The 25,424-nt window shown below is 35.0% G+C and carries 24 protein-coding genes; 4 read left to right on the forward strand and 20 right to left on the reverse strand.

Annotated elements, in window-relative coordinates; all coding sequences use genetic code 11:
• Positions 1–172: 172 nt before the first annotated feature.
• The 11 genes from CDZ92_RS08065 to CDZ92_RS08115 all read right to left on the reverse strand — a co-directional run bounded on the left by CDZ92_RS08065 (position 173) and on the right by CDZ92_RS08115 (position 13,932).
• Positions 173–2,107: a stage V sporulation protein D gene (locus CDZ92_RS08065; RefSeq protein ID WP_096154730.1), complete on the reverse strand. Its 1,935-nt coding sequence runs from the start codon at positions 2,105–2,107 to the stop codon at positions 173–175.
• Positions 2,108–2,744: 637 nt separating this feature from the next.
• Positions 2,745–4,955 (reverse strand): penicillin-binding protein, encoded by a 2,211-nt coding sequence (locus CDZ92_RS08070; RefSeq protein ID WP_096154731.1) that lies wholly within the window; start codon positions 4,953–4,955, stop codon positions 2,745–2,747.
• 5 nt (positions 4,956–4,960) lie between these two features.
• Positions 4,961–5,320, reverse strand: coding sequence for a cell division protein FtsL (gene ftsL / locus CDZ92_RS08075; RefSeq protein WP_096154732.1), 360 nt, complete (start codon positions 5,318–5,320; stop codon positions 4,961–4,963).
• Between the two features lie 26 nt (positions 5,321–5,346).
• A complete protein-coding gene (rsmH, locus tag CDZ92_RS08080; protein WP_096154733.1) occupies positions 5,347–6,288 on the reverse strand; it encodes a 16S rRNA (cytosine(1402)-N(4))-methyltransferase RsmH in 942 nt (313 codons plus the stop codon).
• 83 nt (positions 6,289–6,371) lie between these two features.
• Positions 6,372–6,803, reverse strand: a complete 432-nt coding sequence (mraZ, locus tag CDZ92_RS08085; protein ID WP_096154734.1) for a division/cell wall cluster transcriptional repressor MraZ — start codon at positions 6,801–6,803, stop codon at positions 6,372–6,374.
• Between the two features lie 311 nt (positions 6,804–7,114).
• Complete coding sequence (gene bshC, locus CDZ92_RS08090; RefSeq protein WP_096154735.1) at positions 7,115–8,743, reverse strand: bacillithiol biosynthesis cysteine-adding enzyme BshC; 1,629 nt, start codon at positions 8,741–8,743, stop codon at positions 7,115–7,117.
• A gap of 104 nt (positions 8,744–8,847) precedes the next feature.
• On the reverse strand, positions 8,848–9,240 hold the full coding sequence (locus tag CDZ92_RS08095) for a DUF3397 domain-containing protein (RefSeq protein ID WP_096154736.1): 393 nt from the start codon (positions 9,238–9,240) through the stop codon (positions 8,848–8,850).
• A 30-nt stretch (positions 9,241–9,270) separates the two neighbouring features.
• Entirely contained in the window at positions 9,271–10,161 is an 891-nt protein-coding gene (locus CDZ92_RS08100; protein ID WP_096154737.1) for a 2-dehydropantoate 2-reductase, read from the reverse strand.
• Between the two features lie 351 nt (positions 10,162–10,512).
• The gene (locus CDZ92_RS08105; RefSeq protein WP_096154738.1) at positions 10,513–12,054 is read right to left on the reverse strand and encodes an acyl-CoA carboxylase subunit beta; all 1,542 of its coding nucleotides are present in this window, start codon (positions 12,052–12,054) and stop codon (positions 10,513–10,515) included.
• A gap of 287 nt (positions 12,055–12,341) precedes the next feature.
• Complete coding sequence (locus CDZ92_RS08110) at positions 12,342–12,554, reverse strand: biotin/lipoyl-containing protein (RefSeq protein WP_096154739.1); 213 nt, start codon at positions 12,552–12,554, stop codon at positions 12,342–12,344.
• Between the two features lie 37 nt (positions 12,555–12,591).
• A complete protein-coding gene (locus tag CDZ92_RS08115; RefSeq protein ID WP_096154740.1) occupies positions 12,592–13,932 on the reverse strand; it encodes an acetyl-CoA carboxylase biotin carboxylase subunit in 1,341 nt (446 codons plus the stop codon).
• A 496-nt stretch (positions 13,933–14,428) separates the two neighbouring features.
• On the opposite strand from CDZ92_RS08115, the gene CDZ92_RS08120 reads away from it, so the two are divergent.
• Entirely contained in the window at positions 14,429–14,890 is a 462-nt protein-coding gene (locus CDZ92_RS08120; RefSeq protein ID WP_176483736.1) for an N-acetyltransferase, read from the forward strand.
• 55 nt (positions 14,891–14,945) lie between these two features.
• Here the strand turns inward: CDZ92_RS08120 and CDZ92_RS08125 are convergent, their stop codons facing one another.
• The 4 genes from CDZ92_RS08125 to CDZ92_RS08140 all read right to left on the reverse strand — a co-directional run bounded on the left by CDZ92_RS08125 (position 14,946) and on the right by CDZ92_RS08140 (position 17,675).
• Positions 14,946–15,554, reverse strand: coding sequence for an RsfA family transcriptional regulator (locus tag CDZ92_RS08125; protein WP_096154742.1), 609 nt, complete (start codon positions 15,552–15,554; stop codon positions 14,946–14,948).
• Positions 15,555–15,649: 95 nt separating this feature from the next.
• The gene (locus CDZ92_RS08130; protein WP_096154743.1) at positions 15,650–16,423 is read right to left on the reverse strand and encodes an enoyl-CoA hydratase/isomerase family protein; all 774 of its coding nucleotides are present in this window, start codon (positions 16,421–16,423) and stop codon (positions 15,650–15,652) included.
• A gap of 494 nt (positions 16,424–16,917) precedes the next feature.
• On the reverse strand, positions 16,918–17,091 hold the full coding sequence (rpmF, locus tag CDZ92_RS08135) for a 50S ribosomal protein L32 (protein WP_096154744.1): 174 nt from the start codon (positions 17,089–17,091) through the stop codon (positions 16,918–16,920).
• Positions 17,092–17,150: 59 nt separating this feature from the next.
• Complete coding sequence (locus tag CDZ92_RS08140; RefSeq protein ID WP_096154745.1) at positions 17,151–17,675, reverse strand: YceD family protein; 525 nt, start codon at positions 17,673–17,675, stop codon at positions 17,151–17,153.
• Between the two features lie 212 nt (positions 17,676–17,887).
• On the opposite strand from CDZ92_RS08140, the gene CDZ92_RS08145 reads away from it, so the two are divergent.
• Complete coding sequence (locus CDZ92_RS08145) at positions 17,888–19,126, forward strand: nucleotidyltransferase (protein WP_096154746.1); 1,239 nt, start codon at positions 17,888–17,890, stop codon at positions 19,124–19,126.
• Between the two features lie 302 nt (positions 19,127–19,428).
• On the opposite strand, the gene CDZ92_RS08150 is transcribed toward CDZ92_RS08145, so the two are convergent.
• Positions 19,429–20,448 (reverse strand): SepM family pheromone-processing serine protease, encoded by a 1,020-nt coding sequence (locus CDZ92_RS08150; protein WP_096154747.1) that lies wholly within the window; start codon positions 20,446–20,448, stop codon positions 19,429–19,431.
• Positions 20,438–21,235 (reverse strand): patatin-like phospholipase family protein, encoded by a 798-nt coding sequence (locus CDZ92_RS08155; protein WP_096154748.1) that lies wholly within the window; start codon positions 21,233–21,235, stop codon positions 20,438–20,440. Before CDZ92_RS08155 ends, CDZ92_RS08150 begins: the two co-directional genes overlap by 11 nt.
• Positions 21,236–21,619: 384 nt before the next feature.
• Between CDZ92_RS08155 and ylbJ the strand changes: the two genes are divergently transcribed.
• Entirely contained in the window at positions 21,620–22,864 is a 1,245-nt protein-coding gene (ylbJ, locus tag CDZ92_RS08160; RefSeq protein ID WP_096154749.1) for a sporulation integral membrane protein YlbJ, read from the forward strand.
• Between the two features lie 22 nt (positions 22,865–22,886).
• On the opposite strand, the gene coaD is transcribed toward ylbJ, so the two are convergent.
• Both coaD and rsmD read right to left on the reverse strand, forming a co-directional pair.
• Positions 22,887–23,369 carry a pantetheine-phosphate adenylyltransferase gene (gene coaD, locus CDZ92_RS08165; RefSeq protein WP_096154750.1) on the reverse strand — a complete coding sequence of 161 codons (483 nt, stop codon included), beginning with the start codon at positions 23,367–23,369 and terminating at the stop codon, positions 22,887–22,889.
• Between the two features lie 19 nt (positions 23,370–23,388).
• Complete coding sequence (rsmD, locus tag CDZ92_RS08170; RefSeq protein WP_096154751.1) at positions 23,389–23,943, reverse strand: 16S rRNA (guanine(966)-N(2))-methyltransferase RsmD; 555 nt, start codon at positions 23,941–23,943, stop codon at positions 23,389–23,391.
• Between the two features lie 525 nt (positions 23,944–24,468).
• Here rsmD and CDZ92_RS08175 point away from each other — a divergent pair.
• On the forward strand, positions 24,469–24,858 hold the full coding sequence (locus CDZ92_RS08175) for a DUF7147 family protein (RefSeq protein WP_096154752.1): 390 nt from the start codon (positions 24,469–24,471) through the stop codon (positions 24,856–24,858).
• Positions 24,859–24,905: 47 nt separating this feature from the next.
• On the opposite strand, the gene CDZ92_RS08180 is transcribed toward CDZ92_RS08175, so the two are convergent.
• A complete protein-coding gene (locus CDZ92_RS08180) occupies positions 24,906–25,181 on the reverse strand; it encodes a YlbG family protein (protein WP_096154753.1) in 276 nt (91 codons plus the stop codon).
• Positions 25,182–25,424: the final 243 nt, after the last annotated feature.

A 25,424-nucleotide genomic window follows, 5' to 3' on the forward strand; every position in this document is an offset into this window, starting at 1 on the left:
TACTCTAAAAATTATTTTTCTTTTTATCTTAATTTCCCTATTTAGGTTAGGAATAATCCTCAAATTTAGAAAAAGAAATAGATAGGCTTCAGGAAAACCTGAAGCCATCTCATCACTGAATTATATTATTTCGAAAAAAGCTTTGCTTTTCTATCGGTTCATATATATTTTACTAATTCTTTTTATCATCTTTTTTACCTGACATATAAACCCTTATTTTAGATCCCTCTTTTACTTTTTCCCCTGGAGCAGGAGATTGTTGCACAACCGTATCTCCATCTCCACTAATATCAAGTTGTAACAAGACGAGTTGTTGTTGTAGTTCTCTCTTCGTCATCCCTAACAAGTTAGGTACTTCTACTAAAGGAACATCCGGCCAAGCCAATTCTTTCTCAATTTGTCCTTTTCTTTTCTCCACACCCATCGCTCGTAAACTATCGTCCATTATATTCCCTACGATAGGCGCAGCAACTACACCACCGAATTGAACTGTTCCTTTTGGGTTATCTACAGCTAAATAAACAACGATTTGAGGGTCATCTGCTGGTGCAAATCCGATAAATGATACGATATGGTTATTTTCTAAATAACGACCATCTTTCGCTTTCTGAGCGGTACCAGTCTTTCCACCAACACGGTAACCATCTACAAAAGCATTTTTACCAGTGCCTTGTGCAACGACACTTTCAAGAGCATATCGTACTTGTTTAGATGTTTCCTCTGAGATAACTCTTCTCTTTTGTACCGGATTTGTTCGAGAAACTACTTTACCTGTTAATGGATCTACAAATTCTTTTGCGATGAATGGTTGATATAATATCCCGCCATTAACAGCGGCAGCCACTGCTGCTACTTGCTGTATAGGTGTTACGGAAACACCTTGACCAAATGCTGTTGTAGCAAGTTCTACAGGTCCAACTCTTTCTGGTTTAAATAGTATCCCTTTCCCTTCACCTTGTAGATCTATTCCAGTTTTCTCGCCAAAACCAAAACTTTTAATATACTCAAATAATTTATCTGTCCCTAATCTTTGTCCTAGTTCTACGAATCCTGGGTTACAAGAGTTTTGTACTACTTCTAAAAAGGTTTGGTGTCCATGTCCACCTTTTTTCCAACATCTAAGTCTTGCCCCAGCTACTTCTGCCGCACCATCATCATTAAACGTATCTTTCATTAAGTTTACTTTATTTTCTTCTAGCGCTGCGGCTAGCGTAATAATCTTAAACGTAGAGCCTGGTTCATACGTACTCCATACTGGCAAGTTACGATTATATATTTCTGGTGCTACATTTTGAAAATTAGCTGGATCAAAATCAGGTCTACTAGACATAGCTAAAATTTCTCCATTTTTAGGATTCATTGCAATGGCAATAATTCCATCTGGATTATATGTTTCATAAGCCAAATCTAAGTAATTTTCCATAATAGTTTGCACTTTTGAATCAATTGTTAACACTAAATCATGGCCATCTACTGGTGGAACATAGTCATCCGCAATATCAGGCATCCTTCTACCTTTTGCGTCAGAGTAGAATTGCACATAACCTTTTTGTCCTTTTAATTCTTTATCATAATATAATTCAAGACCCATTAATCCTTGATTATCAATACCCGCAAATCCTAATACGTGTGATAAATAACTACCAAATGGATAATGTCTCTTTGAATCTTCCGCAATATAGACTCCTTTTAAATCAAGACCACGAATGTCTTTTGCTTTGTCATGAGTAATCTTCCTACCTTCTTTTAGCCTTACCATCGATGTATTTTGTGTTATTTGTGTATAAATGTTTTGTTTGGAAGCGTTTAAAACTTTTGCTAGCTCTTCAGAGACTACGTTAGGATCTACAATTTGTCTTGGTACAACCATGACAGTTGGAGCACTCATGTTCGTTGCAAGCGGTACTCCATTTCGATCAAGGATTTCTCCTCTGCCTGGTTCAAATGTTATGTTTCTACTCCAAGAGTCTTTTGCTCTATCTGTCAATACATCTCCAAGTGCAAATTGAACATAGCCTAATCTTAGGTCGATAATACTAAACAATAAAATACCGACTAATAAAACAACCGTTAACCTTCTCCGTACTGTTACGTGCGAAACTCGCATTAAACATTGCCCCCTTTATCCTTTAGGCTTTGTTAAAATATGCTGTTGATTTCCGCGCAAATCAACAACTAGTTAGTATATAAAAATCCACACTACGTTTTAACACAGCCATTACTTAAGCACACGATAAATGTTAATAGTTTTCGATATTGCTATCGTTTCATGCGACATAGGTCGTTCAAAGTATATGCTCGTACACTTCTTAATAGAACCTGTCCAAAACGTATAGGGGGTTAGGAAGTAACTAACAAAAAAAAGAAGAGGCTGGGACATAACTAAATATTTATTGCCAAAGATGAACAATTAGTGTCATACTTTTATATCGCAAATGATTGGAGTGCAAACCTTCGCTTTCTGCGGGCGGTAAAAAGGAAGGTTTTTTTCACTGTCGTGAAAAAACCTACTCCTTGGCGCAAGCGCCTGTGGGGTCTCACTTAAAACGCTTTCCCGCAGGACAAGGAAGACTACGGAGCGATACATCCTTCGTAAGGAAATGCGGTAGCATTTTCGAGGAGTCTTCGATTTGCACTCCAACCATCTGCTAGAAAGGTATAAAAAAAATCCGACTTATCCTAATAAATTAGGGATAATGTTCGGATTTTTCTTCGTTCTATATAGTTTTGTTCCAGCCTTTTCTTTAGTTCACTCCGCTATTTTCTTCTTCATTTAATGGTGGGATTGGTCTGTTAGATGAAAATTCAATCACAAGCTGCGTACCACTTTTGAATTTCTTTCCTGGTTCTACACTTTGACTAGTAACATATCCATTACCAATAACCCTAGGAGAAACTCCAATTAAACTTGCATATTTTAAAACATCTCTCAACGACCATCCAGTCATATCAAGCATCGTTGTATCTTCTTCTGTTAATAAGAATACTTTTTCACCTTGAATAATTTGTTTCCCTGGATATGGTACTTGCTTCATAACTTGATTTCCATTTCCAATTACAACTATTTCCGTCTGTTTACCATTTTCATTGTTCTCGATTTCTGATATATTTTTGCCAATATAGTCGTCCGTTTCAAAACCGATATTGTTTTTAATACTAGTTTCGGATGGGGTTTCATCCGTTCTTTTAATACTTAAATATTGCAAACTACGCAACATAACAGCATTAAATATAGATGATACTGGAACAGCTCCACTTTCATATTCTGCAATTGTTGGACGTTCTACAGCTACATAAACAATAATTTCAGGATTTTCTGTTGGTGCCATCCCTAAAGCTGAATAGATATGTTCACCATGACCTGTTAACCAACCACCTGTAGAGGAAGAAATTTGAGCAGTACCCGTTTTCATCGCAATATTATAGCCTTCTAAACGATAAGGTCGTCCTGTTCCGACATCTGATGTAACAACCGTTTCTAAAATTCCCCTAACCTTTTTAGCAGTCTGTTCAGAAATAGGTTCCCCTTTCACTTTTGGTACATTATCTAATACAACCTCCCCGTTATTGACATCTACAATTCTATCAATAATATAAGGTTGCATCATTTTCCCATCATTTGCAATCGCAGTTGCTGCTTGCACTAATTGTATGGGTGTAAAGGCTGAACCTTGTCCAAATGCAGTTGATATTCTATCACGATACCATTGAAAATTTAATATACTCGAAGTTTCATCAGGTAAGTCAATCCCAGTTGGTGCATCTAAACCAAATGATGACAAATAACTCATTAGTGTATCTGTACCCATTTTATCTGTTAAAAGTGCAAAGGCAACGTTAGATGATCTTTGTACACCTTCATCAAACGTAATTTCCCCCCAACCAGCACGATTATGATCATAAATAGGTGGTGCAGACGGTATAGGGAATGAACCTGATTTAAAAAGTTCAGATCCATTGTAAACACCTTCTTCAATAGCTGCTGCAAGCGAAAACACCTTCATGGTAGAACCTGGTTCAAATCGATAAGATATTGCATCGTTATTCCAATTCGTATTAAGCCCTTCCCTTGTATTCAAATCAAAGGTTGGCCTTGTACTCATCGCTAATATTTTTCCAGTTTTCGGTTCTGCGACGATACCGATTATCCTTTCCGGCGTATATGCATCTTGAACTTTACTCATCGCTTCTTCTAAGAATGTTTGAATGGTTTTATCTATCGTTAAATATACATCCTGACCATCTTTTTTAGGAGTAAATGCAGTATCTGAGTCTTTTACGAAAGGTAGTCTTAACCTAGACATATCTCTTTTTTGCGTTAACTTCCCATTCTCTTCCTTTAAATGATCTTCTAACATTTTCTCAATCCCTAATACTCCCGAAACTTCTCCGGAATCACTTTCTCTAGCAAAGCCGATAACATGGCTGGCAAATATCCCGTTTGCATAAAATCGTTTAGATCCTTCTATAAAACTGATGCCAGGAAGATCTAATTCCTCAATTTCTTCTTTTACTAAGATAGGGATATCCCGACCGTATGCACCAAATTCTACTTGTTTGGCACCTTCTCTAGATAGTCTTTCAATAAGTTCAGACTCTTCTACATTTAATAATGGCGCTAACTTTTGGGCAGTTGTAATTGGGTCAGCAACATGTCTTAACTTTTTTTGATTTTTGGACAACGATTCATCTAGGACAGCTACCATTTTAAATGATCGCATATCTTCGGCAATTGGATTACCGTTACGATCTAAGATTGATCCACGTTCTGCATTAATATTATATGTAACATTGTACTTACCTTCTGCATAATCAGATAAGTTTTCCCCTCTCACTTCTCCAGTTACTTGTAAAACAAAAAATCTGCCGATAAAAACAAAAAAGAGCAACGTGAATAATCCTGAAAGAATTGCTGCTCCGTAATGTATTCTTTTTTTGTGTATAAATACTTTCATCTAAATCAGTCCCGTACATTTCTCACATTATTTGTGTTTAAAGAAAGCCCTAATTCGTTTGCCTTTTTTAATAAATGCTCATAGTTGTTTAGCTCCGCAACTTTTAATTCTAAGTCACGGTTAGCGTTTGTTTGCTTTTGTAAATCAAATTCAAGAGCATGAATTTCACGATTTACTTCATAAAGTGTAACATGACTTGAAATTAAATGTATCGCTCCAAATGCTACCATCCCAATAAACATAACACATAATAACTTCTCCCCTAAAGTTATTTTTGCCTTCTTTTTAACTAAAACTTGTTGTTTACTTGATTGTTGCTGCCTTTGTTGTTGTTCCTGTTGTAGTTTATGTGCTAAATTACTCATTTCCTCTCCTCCTTATTTCACATTATTTATTTTTCTTTTATTTTCTCTGCAATTCTCAACTTCGCACTTCTAGCTCTATTATTCACTTCAAGTTCTTCTTCGGACGGTGTAATTGGCTTTCGTTTTACTAACTTTAACATTGGCTGAAACTCTTCCGGTATGATTGGTAAACCTGGTGGTAATGGTGGAAGTTCACTTTTTTCTTTAAACGCTACTTTACATATACGATCTTCTAACGAATGGAAAGTGATGACACACACTCTTCCTCCAGGTCTAATTACATCTATCGCCTGGTGTATCGCTTCTTCAAAGACTCCAAGCTCGTCGTTAACTGCAATGCGGATTGCTTGGAATACACGTTTTGCTGGATGACCACCAGTTCTCCTAGCAGCAGCTGGAATCCCTTCCTTTATCACTTCTACAAGTTCAGAGGTTGTTTCAATATTCTTTATTTTTCGATTTTCTTCAATTCTTCTAGCAATAGACTTCGAAAACTTTTCCTCTCCGTATTGAAAGAAGATTCGTACTAACTTTTCATATGGCCATTCATTTACGACCTGATAAGCTGTTACATCACTTGATTGATCCATTCTCATATCAAGTGGTGCATCGTGGTGATAACTAAACCCTCTTTCAGGAGTATCTAATTGAGGAGAAGAGACTCCTAAATCAAATAGGACTCCATCTACTTTTTGAAACCCAAGTTCATGAAGCTTTTCTTTTAAATATTTAAAATTACTTTTCACTAGAATAACTCGATCTAAGTATGGTTCTAACACTTTTTTCGCATTGTTTAAGGCAACGTCATCTTGATCAAAAGCAATTAATTTACCTTTGCTAGAAAGCTTTTTTACTATTTCAGAACTATGTCCTGCTCCACCAAGGGTACAATCAACATAGACTCCATCTTCTTTTATATTTAAACCTTCTACAGATTCATTCAATAAAACAGTAACGTGGTGAAACAAAATTTCCACAGCCTTTCATTAGTTCGTTCTTTGTATATATCTTTTCAAAGAACAATTCCTTTTATCCTTAAATGAAGGAGCTTTTATAGATCAAAATCAACTAAATTTTCTGCAATCTCTGCAAAAGACTCTTCAGAATCTTCCACAAAACTTTCCCATTTGTCTTTACTCCATATTTCTATACGATTTGAAACTCCTATGACAACACATTCTTTATCAAGTTGTGCATATTGTAACAACGGAGATGAAATATTAACTCTTCCTTGTTTATCTAATTCACACTCTGTTGCACCAGAAAAGAAAAATCGAGTAAAAGCACGGGCATCTTTTTTCGTAAGTGGAAGTTGTTTTAACTTTTCTTCAACGGTTTTCCATTCTGACATCGGATAACCAAACAAACATTGGTCAAGTCCACGGGTTATAACGAACGATTCACCTAAGTTTTCACGAAACTTAGCAGGGATTATCATTCTACCTTTTGCATCTACTGTATGATGATATTCTCCCATGAACATGTCGTTTCCCCCACTTTCCCTCTACTATGTACCACAATCCCCCACTTCTCACCACTTACTTTATTGTACTATTCTCTACCCAAAAAAGAAATCCTTTATACGTAAAATTTTTTCGTTTTTCATCTTTTTACAACATTTTTTGACATTCTATCGAATTGATAGATAAATTGTAGCTTTCTGCTCCAGCTAGACTTACAAAAGGTAACTTCTATTACAAATAGATGATTTTCTCCATTTTACTCACTAATTTTGTCAAAACAAAAACAGCAGATAGCCTATTGATTAGGCCTCTGCTGCTTTTCAAATTTGATTTACGGTTTTAAAACTTTATGCATTCCATCATGTTTTAATGTTAAAGAACAAATTGCATTTAAAAAATCCAACCCATATATGTTCAAAAAGTAAAATACGTTCCACGTACGTTCTTGTGGTGTACCATTTGGTCTTAATGCATTTTGAACTCGCTCATATTTTTTCATTAAATTCTCATGTTTTTCGTACGCTGATTTTTCCATTAACCTAGTCATATAATTAAATTGTTTATCTATATATGCCCAATTTTTATGAAAACTAGATTGTAAATTAGGAGTGAAGTTACTACCAAATTCACCTAACTCTTTATGTAATAATTTATATTTAGAATAGAATTCCTGTAATTGATTTTCCATTTCTTTAAGTTCTAATTCATTTAAAATTGCTTTTTGCTTCTCTTTAACACCATGTTCTAACGCTTCTTGCAAACTTACCTCCAACTCATTTAAAGTTGAATGCACACTTCTTTCTAATATTGTAAAATGCAAGCGTGGAACTACAGGTGGCATAGTAAGAGCTAGCGAAGAGAATGCCCCTTTTAATTCACCCCAATACGCCACTTCTCCAGGCCCTGCAATAAAAGCTAAGGTTGGAAAAAGTAAATCTTGCATTAAAGGTCTTGTTACTACATTGTTAGAAAATAATGCAGATGATTGTTCTAATAGTCCCTTTAACTCTTGCTCTTCAAATATTTTCCCGTCAGCGGTGAAGAAGTTACGATCCTCATCATTCCAGTACAAAAGGTTACGCTCTCCATTATCGTGGAAGAACAGGTTAGTGGAATCTCCTTGAACTTCTAACATCGGTTTATATGAAAGAGCAAAAAGCTTTTCTTGAACATGTAACACTTCATTCGTTATATTTTGATGATTTTCTAACAACAAATGAAAATGCTTCTTCTCCAATTCTCGTAATTCAGGGTCCGCTGCATTAAGAAGAACTAGTCCTTCATTTGCAAATAAAGCGGTTATTAAATAGGCAAAAAAATCAACATATGTATTCGATTGTTCAACTGCTCTCTCTACCATTTTTAATAAGTCATTTGTATGCTCTGTTTCCTGATAATAAGCGAAGATTTCTCTCACCCAATTATTAAGTTCATCCTTGTTTATGGATAATTCTGAAATCATTTTTTTACCTGCAGTTTTATCTTTAAAAGATGCTTTTCTTATCTTATGATGATCTGATACGAAAAGATGATTTATTTCCTGAAAGTCATGGTCTTCGCCAGCAATCCAGAATACTGGAATAACCGGAACCTGCAAGCTCTCCTCTTGTTCTTTCGCTAGTTGAATAATACTTATAATTTTGGAAATCGTGTAAAATGGACCTGTTAGTAGTCCGGCTTGTTGACCACCTATTACTACAACCGATTGTTCATCATTTAATCTCTCAACATTGCGTAACGTTTCTAAACTCGCATTATATTTCGAGTTCCATTTATGTAAATACGTTGATAGTTCCATACGATTGTTGTACTGTCTATTTAATAATTCTTCAAACCTTTCTCTGTAAACATTAGGAGAAAATGGATTATATGAAAAGAAATCTAACAATTCTTTTTTTTCCTTCATATAATCTGATGCAAATGGATAGATGGGAGGAAGAGATAAATCTAAAACGTCCATACTTTGCTTCCTTTCTAAGTTGATGCTAGGTCATTTATTAATTATTGTTAGTGATATCTATCTGAAGTATAGCATTCTTACGATTAATCTCAAAAAATAATGCTCTAAGCTGCAAATGTCTCCATCGTTCTTTTGATGATTCCATATAAAGACAAACAAAAGTATGTAACAAAGAACAATAAGAAGTTCAATCTCCAAAACCCTTTCGCTACCCTCGAAAAATCTAGTTCTTCCCTAATTTTATACTGTACGATAACTATCAGAATACCTATTAACAAAAGAATTGAAGTAAGAATTAAGAATAATGACTTTCCCCATATAGTTACTATTAAGTAATGAACAGCAAGAATAAAAAAAACCGTTGATAGATCAATCGCATAATGAAATGACTTTTTGTTACTTCTTGTGATTTTTCTTGAAATAAAATAAATAACAAACATTGTTAATAAAGGCAACGTGACTAATGTAGCAAATAATCCTGCAAAAATAGTAGACATCTATCCTTCTCCTTCTTCCTTTCATGATTTTTACTCTGTTTTCCCCTTTATACACTCAAACAGGAATTGTGTTAGTGGAGCATTCTGTTTTTGTTCTTGACTCCTCCTAAGGATATATCCCAAAATAGCATCAATTTCTGTTTTTTGTCGCTTTTCTACATCCCGATACATAGATGAGTAATTTTCTTTTGTTTTCAAACAAATTTGTACAATATGTTCCCATAACTTTTGCTTGTTCGAAACAGGAACAATGGAGTAAACTTCTTCAAAAAGTAACCTCATTGTCTTTTTATAATTTTTATTATTTAGCAATTCTCCATTTTTCACTTGAAACAATGCAGTAAGTGGATTAATTACTGCATTAACTATCAACTTTGTTGTAAGAACTTCATTCCAGTTATCTTTAATAGTAACTTTAAAGGCGTCATTTCTATTTCTTTCCCATTCATGAATAAATGGATTCGAATAATTTTGATGATTAAAAGGTGCTAGCTTCGTTTCACCCATTCCTGTAAGGGTGATTGTGTTATCTGATTCTTTTCGAACGCCATGTTCAACTACACCTAGCCAAATTTCTTTTTCTAATTTTTGTAACTGTTCAATATGGCCCATTCCATTTTGTAAAAAGATAACCGTATCTACATTTTTAGAGTTTTGAAATATTTCAATAATAGGTTCTAGTGAATACTGCTTTACCGTTACAACTTGTACATTTTCTTCTAACGGACATTCACCGAAAACTTTTATTTCAATAGATTTATTTATGTGGACGAATTCGTCTTGTTGTAAAATACATAATCCATTTTTTAAAAGCAATGCTTGTTCATGTCTTCTAACATATAATGAAACTTTAAATGTAGTAGATAAGTAATGAGCAAAAAGCATACCGACTGCCCCAGCGCCAATGATTCCTACTCTCATAATAACCTCCTCATTCTTTCTACCTATTTTCTAGTTTATATTGTAACAAGAATGTCCACAATATGGAACTTGTGTATACAATTTACTTATAAAAAAGCTACATTAAAAATGTAAATATAGGTTATAACAGTTGATTTCAGCTGCAGGCGTTCGCTTTTGCGGGGGTCTCACTTAAAACGCACTCCCGCAGGAGTCTCGCACCTGCAACTGAAATCAACTATATTACTTTTAAAATTCAATTCTTTATTTTTAATGGTTAAAAATATATTACATAAATATCTCTTGTAAACCCCTATTGATGTTCTTTATTAACTTATATTAAAAAGCACCCCTAGACGAGGTGCTTTAATTTTACACTGGATAAACTGGGTGTTTTCTTGTGCTGAATATTACATTTTTTGTAGAGTAATAAGCAAAACGTTGGATTAATACTTTTCTTAAATCAGACGGAGAAACAATTTCGTCTACAATAAGTTCTGATGCTAATTTATATATATCGATCGTTTCTTTATATTCTTGATGTTTTTGTTGCACATATGCAAAACGTTCTTTCGGGTCTGTAATTTCATTAATTTTATTAGAATACACTGCGTTAACCGCTGCTTCTGGACCCATAACTGCTATTTGTGCTGTTGGTAATGCAATACAACAGTCTGGCTCAAATGCCGGACCAGCCATCGCATATAAACCAGCTCCATATGCTTTTCTTACAACAACAGAAATTTTTGGAACGGTAGCAGAACTCATTGCAGCAATTAACTTAGCACCATGGCGAATAATTCCAGCTCTTTCTACTTTCGTACCAATCATAAAGCCCGGCACATCTGCTAAGAATAATAATGGAATATGGAATGCATCACATAATGTAATAAACTTTGCTGCTTTATCGGCTGAATCTACAAAAAGGACGCCGCCTTTTACTTTCGGCTGATTAGCGATAATACCTACTACCTTGCCATCCATTCTTGCAAAACCAGTAATTAACTCTGATGCGAATAGCTTTTTCATCTCAAAGAAACTACCATCATCAATTAGTTGATCGATCGCTTCATACATATCAAAAGGTGCATTTTGATTTTCAGGAATAATTTCCGCTAAACTTCTTCCTTCTCTCGGGCTAACTGCCTCTACAGGCGCCGTAACATGTTCAAAGTTTGCTGGGAAATAAGTTAAATATTTTCGGGCCTCAGCTATTGCTTCCTCTTCGTTTGCAGCTAACATATCACCGCATCCGCTAATGGAACAGTGCATTTTTGCCCCGCCCATCTCTTCTAATGTTACTTTTTCGCCAATGACTTTTTCAGCCATACGAGGAGAGCCTAAGTACATTGATGCATTCCCGTCCACCATAATAACGATATCACAAAAAGCTGGGATGTATGCTCCACCAGCTGCAGATGGTCCAAATAAAATACATACTTGAGGTACAACGCCAGATAATTTTACTTGGTTGTAGAAAATCTTCCCCGCACCACGACGATTCGGGAACATATCTAATTGATCTGTAATTCTTGCCCCTGCTGAATCTACTAAGTAAAGGATTGGAACTTTTAATTTTTCAGCAGTTTCTTGAATACGGATGATTTTTTCAACTGTGCGTGCACCCCATGAACCAGCTTTAACAGTAGAATCATTTGCCATTACACAAACTGTTTGGCCATGTATTTTTCCAATTGCCGTTACAACGCCATCAGCTGGTAATCCTTCTGCTTGGTTGTTAGCAAAAAAACCATCTTCCTCATATTGACCATTATCAAATAATAGAGCTAAACGATCTCGAACAAACATTTTATTTTGTTCTTTTAGCTTAGCATGATATTTTTCATGACCGCCTTGTTTAATTTTATCTACTGTTTCTTGTAGTCTTTGTTCTAATTCATTCGTTTTAATCATTCTTATCCCCCTTGTTGCAATTTCGAGTAGATTATGAATTATGTGTAATTTAATGCCTGTGTAAAAGACCGCTGCTGATTTCCGTGCAAGACTTCGCTTTCCGCGGGCGGTAAAAAGGAAGGTTATTTTCACTGTCGTGAAAAAACCTACTCCTCGGCGCAAGCGCCTGTGGGGTCTCCCGTTTACCGCTTCTCCCGCAGGAGTCTCAGCCTTGCACGGAAATCAACAGGAAAGTATTTATTTGTCAACACTAACCTTTAACACAGCAAATTTATTATAAATCAGTCTTATTCTAACTCTAGTAAAGTGTCACCTTCGTTTACGAAGTCACCAATTGAAACTGTAACACTAGCTACTTTCCCTTCAACTGACGCTTCTACAGGAATCTCCATTTTCATTGATTCAAGTACCATTACTGTTTGACCAGCAGAAACTTCCTCACCTTGTTGTACTAATACATTTAAAATTGTACCTGCCATTGCGGCTTCGATTTTCTTCATTTTCATTTCCTCCTAATTTCTTTCGTGATGTCAATTTTTATTTGGCAACAAAAGCTTTTTGTAAAAAGCTAGTGTTATAAGACCCTTCTTTAAAAGAATCGTTTTGAACAACCTCTTTTAGTAAAGGTATATTGGTCTTTATACCTGTAATTTCAACTTTCTCAAAATAAGTAGCTGATAACTGAATAGCTTCTTCTCTCGATGGAGCTGTAATAATTAATTTTGCAATCATCGGGTCATAAAATGGAGTGACTTTTAGGCCAGGTCCATAACCACTATCAATTCGTATTCCTTCTTCTTCAGGTAATGACCATTCATTAATTAATCCAGGTGATGGATAAAACGTTTTAGGGTCTTCTGCATAAATACGATATTCGATCGAGTGACCATTTTGTTGAATTTCCTCTTGTTTCAATGGAAGTGGATAACCCGAAGTAACTTTAAGCTGCCATTCAACGAGGTCTAAGCCAGTTATCGATTCTGTTACTGGGTGCTCCACTTGCAGTCTTGTATTCATTTCTAAAAAGTAAAACTCTCCATTTTCACCCATGATAAACTCGACGGTACCTGCATTTTCATAGTTAACATGTTTAGCAGCTAATACAGCTGCTTGGCATATCTTTTGACGAATATCTTCAGGCATACACGGACTAACAGCTTCTTCTACAACTTTTTGATTTCTTCTTTGCACGGAACAATTTCGTTCAAAAAGATGAACTACATTTCCGTGGCTGTCTCCGAAAACTTGTACTTCTATATGCCTCGCATTGTCGATACACTTTTCAACGAACACTTCATCATTTTGAAAATAAGCCTTCGCTCTTGTTCTTGTTTGGTCAAAAGCTTTCAAAATGTCTTCTTTATTTTCGCAACGTTGCATACCAATACCACCGCCACCGCCACTTGCTTTAAGCATGACAGGATAGCCGATATCATCTGCGATAGCACATGCTTCTTCAACCGTTGCTATCGCTTCGTCTGTTCCAGGTACAACAGGTACACCTGCAACTCTCATTTCTTTTCTCGCTTGTAATTTATCTCCCATAAGTTGAATAATTTCGCTTGATGGACCGATAAATTTTATTCCAGCTTCTCTCACAAGATTCGCAAATGGAGCATTTTCAGATAAAAAACCATAACCTGGATGAATTGCATCCACATTTTCTTCTTTTGCTATATTTAATATATTACTTACATTTAAATAAGATTTTTGCGGATGTGCTTCTCCTACATACCTTGCCTTAGTAGCTAGATGAACATATGGCATATCTTTATCACTTTCCGAAAAGATTGCTACAGTTTCTATTCCTAATTTCTCACATGTGCGAATAATTCTTTCCGCTATTTCCCCTCTATTAGCAATTAAAATTTTATGCAATGAGTTTTCCCCTTTCTGTCTGAAATGCGTGTGCAAGGTTCTAAAAATTGTAATTCTTTTAAGATATAGGCTCTGTTAAACACCGCTGTTGATTTCCGCGCATATCTTCGCTTTCCGCGGGCGGGCCGGGAGCCTCCTCGTCGCTAGCGCTCCTGCGGGTCTCCCGTTTCCCGCTTTTCACGCAGGAGTCTTCGATATGCGCGGAAATCAACCGCTAGATTGACTATAATTCAACAACAAACTTTAACATAGCCTAAGAATAAGACATCTACCTCTATGTAAGTTCTACAAAAAAATTGTTTTTCCTTCTACAAATTGCAAACGCTTACGAAAATAATGCAGAATTATTTGTTATTTTGTTATATAATGATAGTAATTGTTTCAGAATTATTCATTCTACAATTATCATTTGATATGATAATAAAGAATACAATTGAGATGTAATTAACACCAAGCATCCAATTTCATGGCAATGTAGAAAAAAGGGGGAATTGCAATGGGAGTTAAGAAACTAAATATTAACTACAAAACATTAGAAGAGTTTAAACAATTTAGAGAATACGGTATGCAAGAGTTATCTATGTTAGAAGATTTACAAGATAACATGATTGAAAATGATAGTGAATCCCCTTTTTACGGTATTTATTATGGGGAAAAACTAGTAGCTCGTATGAGTTTATATCGCGTTGACAAAAAGTTTGATAAATACTTCGATCCAAAACAGGACTATTTAGAGCTCTGGAAATTAGAAGTGCTACAAAACTACCAAAATAAAGGTTTCGGAAAAGAGTTAGTAAATTTTGCAAAAAGCTTTGACTTACCAATTAAAACAAATCCAAAAGTTAAATCAGCAGAATTCTGGACTAAAATGGGCTTCACCCCTGTGACGTATGATGTAGAACGTGACTTAGGTGAAAATCCTTTAGTTTGGTATCCCGAAGGTGTAAGTGCCCAATAAAATAACTATATTCACGAAATAACAGCTACCGATATCGGTAGCTGTTATTTTTTATTTATTTTTGAACTCTTTCTAAATTCCCGTTTCTATCCATCTGAAACTTCACTTTACTTTTTTCTTCTTCTTGTAACACAACCATTTTTCGTGCTCTTTCCATTATTTCTATTAGTGCTTTATAATCTTCTTCTACTAAGTTCATTGATCTTTCTAGCTCGCGCTTTTTTTCTGTGAGGAAATTGATATCATTTTCTAACTTTATAATTTTTTGTTTTAAGTATTGATTCTCCGTTTGTAATTTTACATAGCTGGCTTCCATTTCCTCCAGTTGACCTAAAAATGTGATAATGTTTGAAATGGACAAAGTATCCGTTTGTTCTTCTGTAAGCACAGATTGAACTTCATTTGTCTCGTAGCTCACATTAGGAGTTACACCTTTTTTTGACTCTTTTCTTTGCTTTTTTGCTAGCTCAATACCAGATTTATATTGTTTACGAACAAACGAATTCCATCTAAATCCACACGCAGCAGAAGTTCTAGATAGTTTTTTTCCTACTTCTTCAAATGCTGCAAGTTGTGTTCCACCTTCTCTAATATACCTCAACACTACTTCTGCCAGTAATAAGTCTTCATCTTGTGACCAAGCATCTTGACGAATAGTCGACATACCATTCTCCCTCCAAACACGCTTTTATCCTATACATATGCGAATTGGAAAAAAGATAGACTAATAATACTAGCAAAAGTATGTAGGACAACACTTTATTCTTTCATTAAAAATTGATCAACCGCATCATGATGTTCGTCTTTCTCCCATAGTATGGAACATTGTTCTATTTCATCTAACATTCTTTGTTTTAAATTTGAAGCTTCCCACTTTTGAATAGCGACCATCTTATAGCTTCTTAACACATTAGCAGATGGAGCAATTTGACTATGTATTTTTCCCATTAGTTCTCCATAAGAATTTTTTGTAACAACATGTTGAATAAACCCTATTTCTTTAGCTTCTGTTGCTTCGTAAAGTTTACTAGAGTACAGCATTTGCATAGCTTCCGGATAGTTTACTCTCTCAAGAAGCATGCTACTTCCTCCCCACCCAGTTGTAATACCTAACTTTCCTTGAATAAAACCTACCTTTACATTTTGTTTGGCAATACGGAAGTCACAAGCACTAGCAATTTCACAGCCCCCTCCTACAGCTGTTCCGTTAAGATACGCAAATGTAGGTACTGGTAATACCATTAAATCATATAAAATACTACCCATCTTACTTAGCATATCGTAGGCTTGCTCTTTAGTACGTAATGAATGGAATACAGACAAATCCCCTCCTGAACAAAAGGCTCTATCTCCACTACCTGTAATCACAAATCCTCTAATTTTTTTATTTCCCTTCACTTCTAATAGTGCATTTTTCAAAGAATCCATTACATCGAAGTCTATCGCATTACGTTTTTCAGGTCTATTGATTGTAAACCACATTATATTTTGATTATCTATTATTTTGATTGTTTTGTTTGATTGGTGCTGCATTTTGTAATTCCCCCTTTATTATGACTTTAAGGAAATCAGATTAGGATTACAAGATGGAAATACGGATATATAATGTTTTTTCGAGATATATCTTTAAATTATGGATAAATTTCTTTCTTTTGGATTTAAACCCAAATTTCCAGATAAAATTATATTTTTACAAATCTACGCTATAACGAAATGGCGGTATAACAGGAAACTGTTGATTTCCGCGCAAGGCTTCGCTTTCCTCGGTCGGTAAAAAGGAAGGTTATTTTCACTGTCGTGAAAAAACCTACTTCTCGGCGTAAGCGCCTGTGGGGTCTCCCGCCCCCCGCTTCTCCCGCAGGAGTCTAAGCATTGCACGGAAATCAACAGGTATTTGTATTAAATTGTAATCAATAAGCTTTAACACAAATAGGGAATATAAAAATTTATTCCAGAAAAAAACCAAAAGCCTGATATCATATGATACCAGGCTTTTGGTCTATTAAATAAAGTGATCACTTTATTTACTATTTATTTACTACTTCTTTCCCTTTGTATGTTCCACATGCTGGGCACACACGGTGAGCTAATTTCATTTCACCGCAGCTTGGGCATTCTACCATACCAGGAACTTGTAGTTTAAAATGTGTACGGCGTTTTCTTTTTGCAGTTTTAGATGTTCTTCTAAAAGGTACAGCCATTTTTCCCACCTCCTTAAAGAGAGTCGCAGTTTCATTACTGCTTTTTCCTACCAGTAAAACTATTCTTCTTTGTTTTTATCAAAGAATTTAGCTAAGCCTGCTAAACGAGGATCAATTTTTTCAGATTGATCTTCTTCTGTAATAACACCCCAACCATTGCCTGATTGTGGAGCTGCTTCAGAAGAATCAGGATTTTCACTATAGACTTGCAAAGGTACTTCAAGTGCAATGCTTTCCGCAATAATCGGAATTAGGTTAACAACATCACCCTCAATGTAATGCAATTCCTCGTTTTCTCCTTCGTAACTAACAGGCTCAAATAAAAAAGTTTCAGTAGTATTAATATTAATTGGATAGTCCACATCCACTAATGTACGTGAACACGGTAATATCATGCTACCTTCAATTTTTAAATGAAAAGTAGCTTTTTTAGAACTTAAATCAGCTCGACCAGTCACATGAACAGGTCTTACAGATCGAATATTTTTTTCAATAGATCTTGCTTCTTCAGTAACATCTATTGTTTCATCAATAAGTAATCCTCTATGTTGTAACTGATTTAACTGGAATAATGTCCATTTCAACAAACAAATCACCTCAAGGCAACAAAAGTAATTATAGCTTTCATAGTTATATTTGTCAATATTTTTTCTTTACACTTGTTTACTGTATAATTATTGTCAAAATATGCTTTTCTTATTAAAGGAAAGCGAAACTTTTACAACTAGTACATTATAATGTATTTACAACATGATGAATAGATAATAATGAAAATATTTTATTAGGGGATGTGCTTATGAAAACTTTAGGTGTCATAGTAGAGTATAATCCATTTCACAATGGGCATTTGTTTCATTTGCAACAATCAAAAAAACAAACTGATGCGGATATAGTAATTGCTGTTATGAGTGGCCAATTTTTACAAAGAGGCGAGCCAGCCCTCGTTTCTAAATGGACAAGAACAAAAATGGCTCTACTTAATGGAATTGATATCGTCATAGAACTACCATATGCATTTGCTACACAAAAAGCAGAAATGTTTGCAAATGGGGCCATTTCCATTCTTTCTAGTTTAAAATGTGATTTTGTTTGCTTTGGAAGTGAACAAGGAAATATTCAAGATTTTGAGATTACATATGAACTTCTTAAGAGTGAGAAAGAAACATATGATAGACTTGTTCAAAAATTTGTTAAGGAAGGTAATAGTTTTCCTAAAGCCTCTAATTTAGCATTTTTACAATTTACGAATGAAAAAGTACCACTTGATTTAACAAAACCTAACAATATACTTGGATTTCATTATGTGAAAGCTATTAAAGAACAAAATAGCAAGGTAGTGCCCTCAACTATAGAAAGAACAGTAGCTGGCTACCATGACGAACATTTTCATTCCTCACCTATTGCAAGTGCAACTAGTATAAGAAAGCATCTATTTGAGACGAATACGATTGAAGAAATAAAAAACTATGTTCCCATCAAAACATATGAGCAACTATTAGAGTACAAGAAACACCACTCTACCTATCATCGTTGGGAAGACTATTTTTCCTTATTAAAATATAAGGTATTAAGTAGTAGTATTTCCGAACTTGCAGACATTTATGAGGTAGAAGAAGGTCTAGAAAACAGAATACAAGAAATAATTAAAAATAGTACTACATACCATGAATTTATGACTAAATTAAAAACAAAGAGGTATACATGGACAAGGCTTCAACGGATGTGTACACATATACTAACAAATACAAAAAAACAAGAAATGAAGATGGTTTCTAAAGATAATAGAAGTAACTATATTCGATTATTAGGCATGTCTAAAGCAGGACAAGATTATTTAAACTCTATAAAGAAGGAGTTAACAGTGCCACTAGTAACGAAGATTGGACGCAATGCTGACCATATGTTAGAGCTTGATAAACGAGCGACCGTTGCATATTCCATGAGTTTAATTGAGCCTGTAAGAAGTAATTTTATAAACAAAGAATTTTCTCAACCACCAATTCGCTTCGATGAGGAAAGCCAAACCTTTTTATAATAATTCTAAAAAGAGGCTGGGACACAACTATATTGAATTGAAGAAAAATCCGAATGATTCCCCAAAAATCAAAGGGATTACGTTCGGATTTTTAACTTTTCTAGCCGATGATTGGAGTGCAAGCCGAAGACTCCTGCGGGAAAGCGTGTTAAGTGAGACCCCACAGGCGCTTGCGCCGAGGAGGCTCACGAGACCGCCCGCGGAAAGCGAAGGCTTGCACTCCAATCATCTGCGGCTTAAAAGTCTAATTTTAATTATTCGGTTTTTAAAGATAAGAATTCAGATTTGTCCCGGCCTCTTCGTTATTTTGGTTGCTGGTCTTTTAAAAAGTTAATTGCCTCATCAAATGTGTCCACCGGTACAACTTGCATCGGGGTGCCAATATCTTTCGCAACTGCTACTGCTTCTAAGTAGTTTGAATTGCTCGCTCCATTTTCGTTTGGTGCAAAGAAAAAGTCGACGCCTGACTTATGAGCTGCCACAATTTTCTGTGAAATCCCACCTATACGTCCTACTGTTCCGTTTTCATTTATCGTACCAGTACCTGCAATTTTATAACCTTTCGCAACATCTTCTTCTGTTAATTGATTATAAATTTCAAGTGAAAACATTAAACCTGCGGATGGCCCACCAATCTTGGCAGAGTCAATCTCAATAGAAGGATTCGTTTTTACGTCAAAGTCTGTTACTAACTGAATACCAACCCCAGCTCTTTCCTTATCATCAGGAAATGGCTGTAATGTAACGGAAACACCTTCTTCATTACCATCACGAACTAAAGTTATGCTAATTGTATCTCCCACACTCTTTTGGGCTACTAGATCCATGAAAGCTTCTGCTGTTGCTGTTTCTACTCCATTAACTGAAATTATTTTATCTCCAAATTGCAGGACGTCCTCCGCAGGCATACCTGCTACAATTCGAAGTACATAAACTCCACGTGAGTCGACCGTTACTTCTTTCTCGGCTTTTTCATAAGCAATCTTAATTGCTGTTTCTTTAGAGTTTTCCATGTAATATAATTGACGGTTTGTATATTCTTGGTCCGTTTCTCCTTCTTGCAAAATATCTTTTATTGGATAAGTAAGATAATAATCGTTCCATTTAGAATACAAATAAGTAAAAATGTTCGCCTTACCCATTTTAACGGTCGTTAACATAAATTTACCATCATGATCATACCCGTCCTCAACTACCACAATAGGTTGTAAGTCTTGAGCAAATCCTGGTCTCGTTACATAGTAAGGTAACGTTATAAAATTTAATAGGAGTGCTAATATAATACCTAATACTAATGACCTTACTAAAAATCTATTCTTCACCCTCGTGCCGCTCCTTCCAGTCTTGCAAAACTTTTTTAATGACAGGCAATTGTTTTCTTGCCTCTTCTTCCCCAATACGGATTATTTCATCGATATTTGTGAAGGCCCTCGAGCTAAAATGAGCAACAGGGGGACGAATCATAACATCCGCTTCTAATTCACTTCTTTTTACTAGTTCATTTTGCATAATATCAATGGTTTGTAATATAACATCAAAAATAGAGTGTATTCCGTCATTACTTTTTACTTGTGATACATCAACCGCTATGACTATGTCAGCTCCCATTTCTTTTGCAACTGATGCAGGCACTCTATCTAAGACTCCACCATCTACCAATAGACGGCCATCTACTCGCACCGGAACAAAGATACCCGGAATGGAAATACTAGCTCTAACTGCTTCAGCAACTGACCCCTTCGTAAATACTACTTTTTCGGCCTTTTCAATATCAGTTGCAACGATGGCGAATGGAATCTTTAAGTCTTCAATATTCTTCCCGTGGGTGAACATGGAAATTAGTTGTTTCACTCTATCTCCACTTACAAAACCCATTTTCGGGACGGTAAAATCTAAATAATATTTACGTTGGAAGGCAGTAGCTATCTTATACATTCGATCCATGTCATGACCTGTTGCATAAAAACTACCTATCAACGCTCCCATACTACTTCCAGCAATATAGTCTACCTGTATATTTTCTTCTTCTAATACTTTCAAAACACCTAAATGGGCAAATCCTCTAGCTCCACCAGAACCTAGTGCAATTGCAATTTTTGGTTTACTCAACCTTATTACCCCCAAAGGAAGTTCGAATTATTTGTTCTAAATAAGATAGCTATGCTCGTATATTGAAATGTAGATGGACAACTATTTTTACAATTACCATTTTTAACAGTTAATAATTACTATTCTAACAAAAACCCGTTCATTCTTGAACAAATAAACTCAAATAAAGGAAATATCAATTTTTGAACTTTAGAAAAATGCTGAGATAAAGGCTGATTTTGCGTTTTTTTACATTCTAGCTGTTGATTGTAGCACAAGTTGGATACTCCTGCGGGGGAGAAGCGGGGAGCGGAGACTCGTGTTACAATCAACAGCGTTCTAAAACTTAGTCAAGTGAAAAAACACAAAAATTATTTTCAGTTTGTTGATTGGGAGGAAGAACCATTGGATTTATCAAAACTTAGGACCATAATCTTTGCATTCATCATTACTTTTTTAACCGTATCATTAATTCTCTTTCCCAAAGTAGCATTAGAAGCATCGATTCGTGGATTAAAGATGTGGTGGGAAGTAGTTTTTCCTTCTTTACTTCCTTTTTTCATTATTAGTGAATTGCTAATAGCTTTTGGTGTCGTAGCTTTTATAGGAGTATTATTCGAACCTTTAATGAGACCGATATTCCGTGTTCCAGGAGTAGGTGGTTTTGTTCTAGCAATGGGGATGGCATCTGGCTATCCGTCAGGAGCTAAACTAACCGCTCGATTAAGACAAGAAAAACAAATAACAAAGATAGAAGCAGAACGACTAGTTTCTTTTACAAATTCATCTAATCCTCTATTTATATTTGGGGCTATTTCCATTGGTTTTTTCCATAATCCCAAAATAGGAATCATTTTAGCAATGGCACACTATTTAGGTAACATACTTGTTGGAGTAGCAATGAGGTTTCATGGTGGGAAAGAAAAAGAAAGTCTTCAACAAGAAGGAAAATCGTCAAAACAAGTTAAATCTTCTTTAAAAGAAGCGTTTAGACAACTACACCGAACGAGAATAAAAAATAATAAGCCATTCGGTAAATTATTAGGGGATGCTGTTTCTTCTTCTGTACAAACATTACTCATGATTGGCGGATTTATTATTTTATTTTCGGTATTAAATAATATTCTTACGTTAGTGAATGTTACAGCTCTTATCGCAGGTTTAGTTAGTGTCTTATTGAGTATTTTTCATCTATCTAAGGACTTTAGCTTACCGCTTATTTCTGGGATCTTTGAAATAACATTAGGAGCAAAATTAACAAGTGAAGTAACAGGAGTAGGATTAAAGGAGCAGGTTATCGTTACAAGCTTTTTCTTAGCTTTCTGTGGGTTTAGCGTACAGGCGCAAGTGGCTAGCATACTTGCTGAAACGGATATAAGATTCACCCCATTTTTCTTGGCCCGTATTTTACACGCTTTTTTTGCTGCAACGTTAGCTTATATACTTTGGGAGCCTTTAAACAAAAAGCTTAGCGGCTTTCACGATTCGAGTGTTGACGTTCCGGTATTCTCCCCTTTTATAGAAAAGGGATTTATAGAAAAGACTATGGATACGTTAGCTACTATTGGACCGCCACTTACTCTTCTGTTTTTAACGATTTATATTCTCATTACATTTACAGACCAAAAAAGAAGAAGGACTCGTATGTGACAAAGCCCTTCTTCTTTTTCATCTAAGATTTATATTTATTAATTAGCGCCTGCTCCACAAATGGTGGAACCAACTCTGAAACGTCCCCATTATACTTCGCAACTTCTTTTACGATGCTAGAACTTAAAAAAGAATATTGATTGTTTGTCATCATAAACAACGTTTCGATGTTGTCATCTAACACCCTATTTACAGAAGTTATTTGCATCTCATATTCAAAATCAGAAACTGCTCTTAATCCTCTAACAATAGATGTTGCTTTTTTACTTCTAGCATAATCGATCAATAAGCCAGAAAATGAATCAATCTTAATATTTGGCAATTCTTTCGTTACTTCTCTTAATAAGTCTACTCTTTCTTCTGTTGAAAATAACGAGTTTTTAGAAGAATTATTTAAAACACAAACATACACCGTATCAAAAACTTTTGCAGACCTTTTAATAATATCTAAATGTCCTAATGTAACTGGATCAAAGCTTCCTGGACAAACTGCAATGCTAGTCATTTCCCCTACCCCCTTATTCCTATTGTTGTTTATACACTGAGATTACTGTTGTTCCGTATGTTTCTTTTTTACTAATATGTAATGAACCGATGATGTCTGGCAATTTTACTTCATTACTATGCTCAGCCATTATAATACCATCTTGTTTTAGAAGCTTATATTCCTCAATGGTTTCAAGTAGTAATTCTAATTGATGACGCTTATAGGGAGGATCTAATAATATTAAATCAAAACGTATATCTTCTCTTTTATTAATGGCATTTAGAGCTCTTATCGCATCATTTCTATAAATCTCTACCGAATCGTTTAACTTTAGCTCTTCTACATTTTTCTTTATTGTTTGAATAGCTTTGCCGTCTTTATCTACAAAAACTACTTTGTCTATACCTCTACTTAGTGCCTCAATTCCTAAGCCTCCACTGCCACCAAAAAGATCCAGTGCTATTCCACCTTCAAAATATGGTCCAATCATATTAAAGATGGATTCCTTCACTTTATCTGTTGTTGGACGAGTGTTCATCCCCGGAACCGCTTTCAACTGTCTACCTTTATATACTCCTGAAATTACTCTCATTATCATCACCGCATATTTTTCTATTAGTTTGTTAAATTAAGTCACCAATATCCTACCATATTCGACAACTTTTCAAAAGAATTTCATATTAATAAATAAAAAAAGCCTCTTGGGTATATACTTCCATCTTTTGGTTCATACTTAGGGTAACAACATCCTTTGTGTGATGTTGTTGCCAACCGCGGAGAAGACTTACGTTTCCCCATAAGTTCTTCCTCCGGTTTCTCCTCTCCCTTTGCCTTCTAAACTTAATGTGAATTAAGTGATAGAAGGACCCTGCTACTATTTTTAGTGCAGGGTTTTTTTTTCTTTATTACGTGAGTCCGTTCAAAATGTATGACTACTATACGAAAAACGAATGATAGCATCGTATTCTGTGTTTATACACCTTAATAAACGAACATATATTTATATGTGCTACACTAAAATAATCGTTTTTCATTAAACGAACCGAAATTTGAAATTGATTCACGTACATAGAAAATGATAAAGTAAGGAAGGTAAATTTTTTTAGAGGTGATATTTATGATCCAACGTTTTATTGAATTAGGTGAAGGTTATTCTGACATATACGAACTGTTTGAATTAGCTCGTCATAATAAAAATCGTGTTGAACATTTATTTATGTTACATACAAAAAAAGACGGAAAGGAAGTTACTTCTTTTTCCGTCATTATGAAACCTACAAAACCAGGTGACTTTCAAGCAATGTACATTTGTTTAGAAGGTATACCTAACCCTAATCATCTACCGAATAAACGTCATGAACTTTTCGCAAGCTTAGGAGAAGAATTAGGGAAACACATTATTGAATTTGACGTAAAACCATCTAATTTCTTCGCAGAGAAAGCACTATTTTTCCAATACTTAATTGGAATATTAAGAATGAACAGATTCATTCCACCATTACAATAAAAACAAAAAAGCAAAGTAATCGATTCTAACATCGACTGCTTTGCTTTTTACAATCCCATTTTATAATCATACTCTTTCGCTTTATCTGGACGTGAGTTTTCGAATTCTGTTTTAAGAAAAGGGCGATATGATACATCCACGCGTTTTACAAATGATAGTTTTTGTAGTTTTTCTACTATTCCCTCTGCTTCATCCATATTACAATATAAATGAACGTACTTTAATTTTTTTGATATATATAAAACATTACCATATCTTCTAAGTTGTTTCGCTTGTTTTAATGTATACAACCAAACGAAGACACCTTGTCTTCCAGTCAACATAAGTTTATCCCCTTTGAATAGAAAAAGTTACTAGTTGAGTCCGCTTCATCATGCATGACAACTAAACGAAAAACGAATGATTATACCCTATTTAATAATAGTGACATTTTTAATGTAACACTTAATACGGTATCATAAAGAAAAATCGTTTTTCGATAGACGAACCGAAATTTTAAAATTAATTCAATTATTTTAATTTTAGCATGTTCCATAAAATCTGCAAGTAAATCTAATAGAATTAAG

This window comes from Bacillus sp. FJAT-45066 (assembly GCF_002335755.1).
Classification (GTDB): domain Bacteria; phylum Bacillota; class Bacilli; order Bacillales; family Bacillaceae_I; genus Bacillus_CD; species Bacillus_CD alkalisoli.